The sequence below is a fragment of the Streptomyces sp. ID05-26A genome (genome assembly GCF_033794685.1).
Classification (GTDB): Bacteria; Actinomycetota; Actinomycetes; order Mycobacteriales; family Pseudonocardiaceae; genus Lentzea.
The window spans coordinates 1,260,127-1,270,617 of record NZ_JARAYZ010000002.1; the positions used below are offsets into that span (position 1 = coordinate 1,260,127).

The following is a 10,491-nucleotide window of genomic DNA, read 5'->3' on the forward strand; positions in this document are numbered from 1 at the left end:
CCGCACACCGGGTCCCGGCGGAAGTCGTGTCCAGCAGATGATCAGGCGCTACGACTACCGTTCCCGGCATGACGGTCAAACTGTGGATGCGCGGCGAGGTACGGGTCACCGAGCGCCGCGCGCCGATCACGCCCGCCGACGCCGCCTCGCTCGTGCGCGAGGGATTCGCCGTGACGGTCGAGGAGTCCGCGCAACGCGTGCACCCGATCGAGGACTACGCCGCCGCGGGGTGCACGGTGGCCGAGGCGGGCAGCTGGGTCGACGCGCCGCAGGACGCCGTGGTCGTCGGGCTGAAGGAACTGCCGGAGGATCCTCCCCTGCTGCGGCACCGGCACGTGCTCTTCGGACACGCCTACAAGAAGCAGGAGGGCGCGGAACGGCTGCTGCGCCGGTTCGACGCGGGCGGCGGTGTGCTGCTCGACCTGGAGTACCTCACCGACGACTCGGGTCGACGACTGGCGGCGTTCGGCTACTGGGCGGGGTACGTCGGCGCGGCGCTGGCCGTGCTGCACCACCGCGGCACGCTCGACGCGCCGCTGCGGCCCACGTCCGTGCCGGAACTGGACGCGGCGCTGGCCGGCGGCGACCCGTTGACCGCGGTGGTGGTCGGCGCGCTGGGACGGTGCGGGCAAGGAGCGGACCGGGCGCTGACGGCGGCGGGTGTCACCCCGACGCGGTGGGACCTCGCCGAGACGCGCGACCTGGACCGGGCCGCGCTGCTGCGGCACGAGGTCATGGTCAACGCGGTGCTGACGTCCAAGCCCGTGCCGCCGTTCCTGCGGCCCTCCGACCTCGACGAGCCCGGCCGCGTCCTGCGGACCGTGTGCGACGTGACGTGCGACGTCGGCTCGCCGTTCAACGTCCTGCCGATCTACGACCGCACGACGACCTGGGACCGGCCCGCGCGAGCGCTGCGCGACGAGCCGCCGCTGGACCTCATCGCCATCGACAACCTCCCGTCGCTGGTGCCGCTGGAGGCCACCGACGCGTTCTCCACCGACCTGCTGCCCCTGCTGCGGGACCTGCCGCGGGCGACCTCGCCGTGGCAGCGCGCTGAGCGGCTGTTCCACGACACCGTCGCGTCGATCAAGGAGGCCTCGCTGTGACCAGGCTCGTCCCGCGCATCTGACGGTGCCTTCAGTCCTCGCACACCCCGACGGGATCACCCCGGCGCACACCGGGAACGTCCTTCAGGACCGCGAACACGGCCTGGCTCACGTACAGCAGCGCCGCGCGGTGGGGATGCCGGGACACCACGCCGGCCGTGCCGGCCACGCTGCGCGGCACCTGCAAGCAGCCGTCGACGGAGCTCCGCGCCGTGCCGCACAACGGACACGGCGGCTCGCCCTCGAAGCGCGTGTGGCGCGGGCATGGGGCCAGAACGGCGACTGCGGCACGCAGCGCGGCCATGCGGACCGACTTCTCGCCGTGCGCGTCCAGGACGTCCTCGACGACCAGTCCATCCGTGACCTCGCGCAGTGCGGAGATGAGTCGCGCCGACAGCAGGAGGCCGCCGTCCGGGAGGTTCACGACCTCCCAGCCGTTCGGACCGGGGCGTGCGCCGCCGGGAGCGGGCGCGTCGAGCAGGGACTCGTCGATGCGGATCGGCCGCACCCTGGTGACGTCGAAGGCGTCGTGGTGGCCGCACTCGGGGCACGGAGGGTCGTCGCGGAAGGGTTCACCGAGCACGAACGGCGGGGCGAGGGACAGGTCGGCGCCGGTGACCCCGACGTAGTCGGCCGTGGCGTAGTCCTGGTCCTCGAAGACGGTTCCCGACGACCGCAGCGGTGTCAGACCGAGTGCTGCCACCGCGTCCGCCAGCGCATCGGCGACCTCGGCGGAACCGGTGTCCGCCAGCCACATCACCTCGCCGATCGGGGAGAGCGCGGCCCCCCGGTCCGCCCAGGAGCCCAGGACGTGGCCGACGTGCTGCCAGTCCACGTCCAGCCGGTCGTCGCGGGCCACCGCCACGGACCACGTGCGCCTCATCGGTCCCCTCTCCGTCAGACGAGTTTCACCGCCGAGTCTCCGATGCCGGCACCGTAGGCGCCCGGCGGGATTCCCGGATCGGTCTGGGTGTGCAGCAGGAGGTAGTAGGCGAGCATCACGGCGGCGAACTGGGCCTTGTCGCCGGGGTTCGCGCGCAGGTGCGCGATGAACGCGACCGCCACCGCGTTCGGCACCACCACGAACTTCTTGGTGGCCGCGAACGCCGCGATGTCCACGTGCAGCTCGGGATGGATGACGTGCAGGTGGATGTCGTGCCGCACGTTCATCAACGGCTGGTCGAACGCTCCGCCGACGTACTTCGGCCACGAGTGGTGCCCGTGGATGGGATGCCCGCCCCCGCCCAGCTTCCCGTTCCAGTCCAGGGTGCCGCCCCGGAAACGGAGGTTCCAGCGGAACGGCTTCTTGCTGCGCTTCCGCCTGCGCCGCGCTCTCTCCCGTTCACCCTCGCGGGGCACGGGCTTGGGCTTGGCCTTCGCGATCTCCTTGATGAGCAGGTAGAGCAGCACGATCACGGCGATGACCAGCAGCACGATGCCCAGCCACCACAGGACCGTCGCGATCGAGACCCCGGCGGCGATCGGGATGGCGATCGCGGCGGCCGCGGCGGGCGGTGAGGCCATCCGCGCGGCCGACCGCAGCCGTGCCGTGGTGAAGCCCTCCAGCGGCGCGGTCACGGCGGCGTCGTTCTGCCCGCCGCCACCACCGCCCGTCAGGAACTCGCGGATCCTGCCCGCGACGGACCGCAGAAGTGACCTGGCACCGTCCACAACGGACCGTCCGGCGTCGGCCAGCGCGGTGACCGGGGCACGGACGAGGTCCAGCACGGTCGAGGCGATGTCCCGCAACGCCTGGGAGACCTTCGTGGCGTAGCCGCGCACCACGTCGAGTGCCTGCCGCACCACCGCTGTCACGGCCTCGCGCACCTTCGCGAACACGTCGGCGGCGATCGAGCCCACCTTCTGCCCGACCGCGGCGATCCCCTCGCGCAGGCGGTTCGCGTACTCGCTCGCCGACGCACGGGTCGCGGCCAGGATCCCGCTCTGCGCGGCCGCCGCCTGGGCGACCGTGGCGGAGTTCTCGGCGCCGACGTGCGCGACCTCCTCGACGTCGGTCGCAGGGTCACCGCCGACGTCGAGGTTGGCCAGCCCGTCGGCGCGGTTCGCCTCGATGCGCGCGACAGCACCACGTTCGACGGCCGTGACGTGCCCCGCCGACTCGCCGAACAGCTTGCGCACCGCGCTCTTCCCCGACGTCCAGGCCGACCTCAACGCCGAGGTAACGCCGCGGACGACCCGCCGCAGCGCGCCGGAGATCGCGTCGATGCCCCGTTCGACCATGGACCGGACCGCGTCACCGACCCGCACGATGGCGCCCTGAGCCGTCCGCGCGACCTGCTCCACCAGCCCGGCCGTCTCGCTGACGACACTGGAGAGGAACCCCGTCACCTGCGAGACCGCGGACCGCACACGTCCCGCGACCCGTTCGGCCGCGCCCAGCACCCAGGCCCGCAACCTGCCGACGCCGGGAAGGTTCGGAATCGGCAACGCCCTGGCGAACGACAGCACACCGGACGCGACCCGCCCCACCGTGTTGGTCACCATGGACCGCGCCGAGGCGGCACCAGAACGCATCCGCGCCGCCGTACCCGCGACCAGCCCCGCCGTACCCGAGGCGAGCCCGGTCACCGTGCCGACGACCGACCCGGCGGTACCGCGCAACCACGCCGCAGCCTGCCCGATGGCCCCGTCCACGGAAGCACCCACCCGTCCGACGGCCCCGCCGAACCCGGCGTCGATGCCTTGGCCCGCCTGGACTTCCTGCGCCGCCAACTCGGCGCGGCGGGCCTGAGAGGCGGCGCGCACGGCCGTGATGGACGTCCGGGTGTCCGCGTCGATCGCGGCGGCCTGCCCGGCGACGGACTCCGGCAACTCGGCGGACTCCCCGGCAGGCGCTTCGTGGTCGGCGGCGGGTGCGGGGGCAGCGGGCTCGAGCAACCGCTGGACCGCCGCGTTGCCTGCGGACCGTTGCAGGGCAAGAAGTCTGCCGCGGGGACCACCGGGGAGCGCGGGAGCGACCCGGTGGGTGCGTTCACGCGCCGGAGCGTCGACCTTCTCGGTCTCGCCCTGCCTCGTCATGGCCATGGCTGCCCTCCGTCACGCCACCGACCACGATGCCTTCCCGGCGGCCGGCCCGAACAGCCCGCGACGGCCACCGCTCGGGCAGAAGCGACTGCCCGAGCGGGCACTGGGTTCCGAGTGGGAGAAGTGGGCGCTTGCGGTTGCGAGCACGTCCGCCCACCCCGGCCATGCCTCCGTCACCTACGACGACCTGGAACGCGTGGACCGCGGCGTCTACCGGTTGGCGACGGACTGAACGGGCCTCGACAAGTCGCCGCGGCGTTGCCAACCGACACGACGTTCGAGAAGCACCACAACGAACCGTTTGACGTCGCGCCCGCACGCGAGGTCCACACCCCGTCCCGTCGAAGCAGCTAGTCGGGCAGACTCCAAAAAGGACGGCGTTCGCAGGCACCGATCGAGGCCACCCACGCCACGTCGTCCGGGTCGCCCAGCAACGCCAGGTGGCGGGCGGCATGGTCGTCGCCGGTCCTCACCAGTGCTCTCAGCCCGGCGCGGTCGTGCTGAGCGGCGAGGAAGTCCACCAGCCGCTCAGGGGACCCGATGTCGCCCGCCGCGAACCGCTCCCGGAGGAACTCCTCCGCCTCGGCAACGCGCCCGACGGCGATCAGCTGGTCGGTCAGGAGGGTCGCGGCGTAGAGGTCCCCGGCGTCGGCGCGGGCGCGAAGGCTGTCCAGGCGGCCGAAGCGCGCCATGATGTCGGCGATGTCCCGCATGCGCGGCTCGTCGGTGCTGTAAACGGTCTTCGCCAGCGCCCGGAGCAGCTCGGTGACCTCGTTCTGGTCGGTCAGCCCCAGTGCGTAGAGCTTGGCCGCCACGGTGTTCCCCTCGAACGCCTCGGCCTTCTTCTCCGGCGCGCACGCGCGCGGCCCGTGGTGCCACAGTTCGTTCACCGCGCAGCGGTCACCGTCGTCGGCGCGGGCACGGAGCAGGTCGAACCGGCCCTCCACGCGGAGCCAGGCGGCGAAGGCAGGCCTGGCATCGGCGGAGTCCCGAGATTCCACCCAGCTCGCCACTGCGGCGATCTCGCCGCTGAACGCCAGGTGGTGCGCGTAGTGACGGCGGGCAAGCCTGGCTACCTCGGAGGACGAGAACCTCCGGCCATACGGGTAGAGCTTTGTTTCCGGGTCGACGTCGGGGACGTGTGTGCTCGCCAGACGCGCGGCGCGTCCGGGATGACTGGTGACCTTCCAAAGATCGTCGTAGCGTTTGGTCGCCGCGAGCAGGTCCACGTACAGCGTGGTCCTCGCGAGGTTCGGGGTCAGCGTGGCGAATGCGCCTTCGAAATCGCCGTCGGCAGCCTGGAGTTCCGCCAGCAGCAGCCCCGCAGCAGCGCCGCGCAGTGGCCTCAGGAGCGCCTTCGCCGCCTCGGTGTCGCCCTGCGCGGCCAGGACCTCCGCTCGGGCGATGTCCGACTCCGCCCCGGTCCACTGGGCCAGGCCCTCCACGTCGCCCCTCTCCCGCAGGACGCGGATGAGCCGGAAGCGGGCCGCGACGTCGCGTCCGGCCCTCGCGGCGAGTTCGTCGTACAGGCCGTTCGCCGCGAGCAGTGCGGCGTACCGGCGACTGGCGACGAGGCACCGGGAGTCGGCCCGCGTGCGCAGTGCTTCGCGATCCCGCGTTGCCAGCATCGCCACGAGAAGTTCGGTGTCGCCGTCGTGGCGCCCGAGGTCCTGGATCCTGACCTGCCGTGCGAGGTGGTCCTGCAGCAACGCGTGGCGGAACTGCCATGTCTCGCCGGTCGAGCGCAGCACCCCTCGGCGGTGGGCCAGCCGCAGGAACCGGTTGAGGCACAACGGCAGCTTCCCGTGGAGAGCCATGACCGTCTGACCGATCAGCTGCAACAGGACATGTCGGCACTGGAAGCCGAAGACGATCCAGAAGACGCCGAAGGAGAAGGTGACGCTGTGCTGCAACGCGGACGCGGCCGGCGCTCCCGAGAGGAAAGCGATCAAGGCGGCGAGACCTGCGACCACGCCCCAGGCCGCGATCGCCACGGCCGTTCCTCCTGCGACGGTCCTTCGCGGTGATCGCAAAGCAGTCGCGTTCCGGACGATCATGAAAGCAAGTCCGCCACCGAGTACGGAACTGAAAGTGGCTGTCTGGGCCCAATGCCGTGCATCGAGCTGCAATGCCGAGACCATCGCGGCGAGCCCGATCGCGGTTGCGATCGTGGACGCGACTTCGCCTGCGCCGTTGATCCAGATGCCGCGGCCGTCAGGATCGAACAGACGCCAGGTGAGGTCCCTGGTGCCCGTCCGGTAGAGCATGTACGCCAGGTTGCCCAACCAGCGTCCGGCCTTCGGGCGGTCCTGGAAGGTGGCGGCCACGAACGCGCCCATGAGCCGGTCGACCACGGCGGTCTTGTCGCGCAGGGTCAGCAGCTCCGCCGGGTTGCCGCCGCTGCGGTAGACGATGCGGGCCACGGAGATCGTCAGCGGGGACGAGAACGCCTCGACCACCGGGCCGGTCGTGGCCAGTGCGTCGAGCACCGGCTCCCACCGGGTGACGGGGACGTCCTGGCGGAGGTAGTCGGCAGCCTCGGCGGGCGTGACCGGCTCGAGTTCCACCACCTCGGCCAAAGTCAGTCCCGCGCCACTGGACTCCACGGCGTGCTCGTACTCGGAGGCCCTGCTGGTGAGGACGAACGGCCGCCGAGCCGACGTGAGGGCGTGCAGGCGGCGCAGCGCCGGTGCGCGACGGTCTGCGGGCATCTCGTCGAGACCGTCGAGCACCGGCAGCACATGTCCGGCGGTGACCAGCACTTCCGCCAGGTCGGTCTCGCCTGAGCGCTTCCGGAGCGCAGGGTGGTCCTCTCGGAGGCGGCGGGTCACGAACTCGGCGACGTCCTCCGTCGCGGGGTTCCACGACTCGATCGACAGCGGCACCGGGACCGGTTCGTCCTGGTGCCGCTCCAGCAGATCAAGAACCAGCAGCAGCACCAGGACGCTCTTGCCCGCACCGGGCGCGCCGAGAACGACCAGCTGCCGATGGGGCAGCGCGAGGTACTTGACGGCGACCTCGGTGACCTCACCGGCCAAGAAGTCCGCCTGCGGACTCTTCGCCGCGACGAAGCGCGAGGTGGGGGCCAACCGGACCCGGATCGGCCACGGGTTGCGCACTTCGCGCCCTTCGGCCTCCCGCGTCCACGTCTTGTGCAACTTCCGGGCGAGAGCAAGGCGCGCCGAGTCCTCGGAAACGCTCTGCTGGCTGCGCGCTATGAGGATGGCGGCAACGAACGACGCGATGCCTGCGACAGCTCCTATCGGGCTGCTGGTCTTGTCCAGCTGGTCCTGGAGTCCGGCGTCGGCGAAGAACAGGAAGTACGCGGCCACCGCCAGCCCCGCGGCAGCCAGGCACCACGGCAGCCACCCCCGCACCGACCTGCCTCGCCGCCGACCAGTCACGCATGCCTTCCAGCCGTTGCCCTGCGATGTATTTCGCCGGACGGCGGGAGGTGTTACGCACGTGGACGGCGGCCGCTCGACATGCTCGACCGCATCGAGCAGAGCACTCCCGCCGGAAGTTCGACGACGAGGCGGATGCGCTGCTCCGCACTTTGCGCCTACAACCACCTCCATTTCCACGGCGCGAGTCCAGATATTCCAGCCGAGCGGTCAAACTCCGCGCCGGACACCGAGAACTCTGACATTTTCTGGACATTTCTCGGCCAAACAAACACACATCACCAGAAACGACGGAGAACCGCGGTCTCCGGCGGGTCACAGATTCCTGGCGATCCACCGGGCGCGATGTTCGGCAGCAAGTCGATTGGCCTCGGTTACGGCCGCCGCGCCGACCGGCTCAGAACCCCACCGGGTCAGCACGGACACCATTCCCATCACGAAGTCACGGCCCAGAACGGTCAGGTCGTCGCTTTCCAGCATCGAGGTCGCTGCCGTCAGCGCGGCGGCCCGCCACCGGGCGAAGTCGGTCTCCTGGCCGGCCCGCCGGTGGAATCCCGCCACGCCGAGATGCGCGTACACGCCGTGCAGCAGGCCGGCCAGCGGGCGGGGGTCCTCCCGCCAGGGGGCGTAGAAGCGGGCGCCGGTGTCGGCTTCCACCAGCGCGAAGAGGTCCATCAGCACTACGAGCTTCTGGTGTTGGAGCTCGTGGGCCAGCGTGACGGCCACGGCCTTCACGTCGTGGCCGAGTGAGAGGAACACGCACCCGAACGCGTCGGCGACCGTGGCGCTGTTGACTCCTCGCCGCGACGACCTCAGTGGCGTCAGCACGCCGACGGCCGCCGCGAACTCGGCCGCTACCTGCGGGTGGTCCTGTCGCAGGCAGGTCCAGGCCGAGGTGAGCACGTCCTGCCACTCGGCCACGTCCACGACGTCCGCGATCCGCATCTCCGCTGGTGGGGAGCCCGCCCGCCACAGGTCCAACTCGAACGACACCCCTGCGTCCACCTCGACGCGCGCGGTCGGCTCCCAGTCGAGCGAGTCGACGGCGACTCGGCCGGACACCGGTCCGCCGACTCCCAGCGACGGCAGCACCAACTGCTCGGTGGGTTCCAGCCGGACCGAGACCGGCCGGCCCGCGACGATCGCCGCCGCGGCCGCGACGTTCGCGAGCCGTGCGGGCGAACCTCGGCCGATGACCGCGCGGGTCGCCCAGTCGGCGACCCGCGGGTGGTCCAGCACCCGGCCCACGGCCGCTGGAGGAAGGTCTTTCAGCAGGTCGAACGCCTCCTGCGCGAGCGGTGAGCGCCGGGACGCGAGCCGGACCAGCTGCAGCGTGCGGCTGCGGCGGGCCAGCACGAGCGTGCGCGCGACGGACTCGCCGCCGCCACCGTGCGACAGGGCGGTGAAGTCCGCGCGGGACAGCCGCAACGGCCTCACCGGATCGCCGCCAGGTCCCTGGCCAGTCTGGTCCGCACGTGACCGATGAGGTGCGTGAGATCCGGGCAGTACACCGACGGGTGGTCGAAGCCCGCACCCTCGCGATACCGGTGCGCCCGCAGTCCGCCGCCGCAGACCTCGTGGAGCCGGCACGACCGGCAGGTCGCGCACAACCCGGCCGCCCCAGCCTGCCTCGCACTGATCTCCGGCAACGCCAGGACCTGGTCGAACGAGGCGGAGCCGACGTCCAGGCCGGTACTGCCCGCGCCTTCGAAGGCGGACGCGAGGATGTCCGACTGCTCGATCGTCCCATCGGTTTCCACGACCACCATCAGCGCAGGGCTCAGCCCTATGCCCTCCACCGCGGAGGCGCCCCCGAGCAGCACGTTGACGATCTCCTCGAAGATCCTCACCCCGGTCTCGCGCCGCGTCGCGGAGTACCAGCGGTCGAACACCGATGCGAGCCACGCGCCGTAGGAGGCAGGCCCGCCAGGAGCCCGACGAGGGGGCGGCGCGCTCCAGTTGCCGTGCGGCAGCAGGAAGTCGATCATGGGCGGGTCGAACTCCAGCAGGGCCTCGTAGGTCCGCACCGGGTCGTTGCGCAGGTCCACCGTGCACAGCAGGCCCCCGTAGAAGGACTGCCCGCGCAGCAGCTCCACACCTCGGCTGACCTGCGCGAAACTGCCCCGCCCGTCGGGTCGGACCCGGTGCCGGTCGTGCGCCTCGGCGTCGCCGTCGACGCTGACGCTCACCCGGACGCCCAGCTCGGCGAAGAGCTCCAGGTACCGCTGGTCGAGCAACGTGCCGTTGGTCTGCAGGCTGAACCGCGCGGGCACCGCGGCGCGCACCGCGCCCACCACGTGCCTGATCATCTCCGGGCCCGCCAGCAGCGGCTCGCCGCCGTGCAGCACGACGTCCACCGACTCCAGACCCCACGTCCGCGCGTGCTCCCCGATGCGTCCGGCCGCCTGTTCGACGATCGCCGGCGTCATCACCCGAGGCCGGGAGCGCCAGCGCTGGTCCGCCATCTCGTAGAGGTAGCAGTGATCACAACCGAGGTTGCACCGGCTGTGCAGCTTCAGCACGAACTGACGAAACGGCAGCGTCACGGCATACCTCCCGACACAATGAAACACGATTCGTCCAGGCGCAGGTGCTCTGATCGGCGTATTCCTCATATTGCGCCCGGGGACACTACGATGGGATTCCGGTCTCATGCACGGGGGGAAGGAGCACGAGCATGACCGATGACGACTTCCTGGAGTCGGAGCTTCTCGACGTCACGCACCTGAACTTGTCGGAAGTCGACGCGATGCCCGACTCCGCCCTGCGGGCGTCGCTGCGCCGGATACTCACCCAGAACCCCGAGGAGCACCAATACGCGGCGTTTCAGAGCGCGTTGTAGAACCCAAAGTTCCGCCATTCGAGTGAACCTCGAACCCTTTTTGTCGTGAGGAAAGCCGTACACGTAATTGCCTGACGGGCTACGGCGACCTGGA

The 10,491-nt window shown here is 71.1% G+C and carries 8 protein-coding genes; 3 read left to right on the forward strand and 5 right to left on the reverse strand.

What is annotated here, in order from left to right:
- Positions 1-68 precede the first annotated feature (68 nt).
- Complete coding sequence (locus PV646_RS21545; RefSeq protein ID WP_500343960.1) at positions 69-1,106, forward strand: saccharopine dehydrogenase; 1,038 nt, start codon at positions 69-71, stop codon at positions 1,104-1,106.
- Positions 1,107-1,137: 31 nt separating this feature from the next.
- Here PV646_RS21545 and PV646_RS21550 read toward each other — a convergent pair whose 3' ends face one another.
- Together PV646_RS21550 and PV646_RS21555 are read right to left on the reverse strand one after the other, a co-directional pair.
- Positions 1,138-1,989 carry a hypothetical protein gene (locus PV646_RS21550; RefSeq protein WP_500343961.1) on the reverse strand — a complete coding sequence of 284 codons (852 nt, stop codon included), beginning with the start codon at positions 1,987-1,989 and terminating at the stop codon, positions 1,138-1,140.
- A gap of 14 nt (positions 1,990-2,003) precedes the next feature.
- On the reverse strand, positions 2,004-4,151 hold the full coding sequence (locus PV646_RS21555) for a phage tail family protein (protein ID WP_500343962.1): 2,148 nt from the start codon (positions 4,149-4,151) through the stop codon (positions 2,004-2,006).
- On the opposite strand from PV646_RS21555, the gene PV646_RS21560 reads away from it, so the two are divergent.
- Complete coding sequence (locus PV646_RS21560; protein ID WP_500343963.1) at positions 4,150-4,383, forward strand: hypothetical protein; 234 nt, start codon at positions 4,150-4,152, stop codon at positions 4,381-4,383. The two genes, PV646_RS21555 and PV646_RS21560, sit on opposite strands and share 2 nt — an antisense overlap.
- Before the next feature lie 118 nt (positions 4,384-4,501).
- Here PV646_RS21560 and PV646_RS21565 read toward each other — a convergent pair whose 3' ends face one another.
- The 3 genes from PV646_RS21565 to PV646_RS21575 all read right to left on the reverse strand — a co-directional run bounded on the left by PV646_RS21565 (position 4,502) and on the right by PV646_RS21575 (position 10,101).
- Positions 4,502-7,528 (reverse strand): NACHT domain-containing protein, encoded by a 3,027-nt coding sequence (locus PV646_RS21565; protein ID WP_500343964.1) that lies wholly within the window; start codon positions 7,526-7,528, stop codon positions 4,502-4,504.
- A gap of 342 nt (positions 7,529-7,870) precedes the next feature.
- The gene (locus PV646_RS21570) at positions 7,871-8,992 is read right to left on the reverse strand and encodes an aKG-HExxH-type peptide beta-hydroxylase (RefSeq protein WP_500343965.1); all 1,122 of its coding nucleotides are present in this window, start codon (positions 8,990-8,992) and stop codon (positions 7,871-7,873) included.
- Positions 8,989-10,101, reverse strand: a complete 1,113-nt coding sequence (locus PV646_RS21575) for an FxsB family cyclophane-forming radical SAM/SPASM peptide maturase (RefSeq protein ID WP_500343966.1) — start codon at positions 10,099-10,101, stop codon at positions 8,989-8,991. The genes PV646_RS21570 and PV646_RS21575 overlap by 4 nt, the downstream gene beginning before the upstream one ends.
- A 131-nt stretch (positions 10,102-10,232) precedes the next feature.
- Here PV646_RS21575 and fxsA point away from each other — a divergent pair, with 131 nt between their 5' ends.
- Positions 10,233-10,397 carry an FxSxx-COOH cyclophane-containing RiPP peptide gene (fxsA, locus tag PV646_RS21580; protein ID WP_500343967.1) on the forward strand — a complete coding sequence of 55 codons (165 nt, stop codon included), beginning with the start codon at positions 10,233-10,235 and terminating at the stop codon, positions 10,395-10,397.
- Positions 10,398-10,491: the final 94 nt, after the last annotated feature.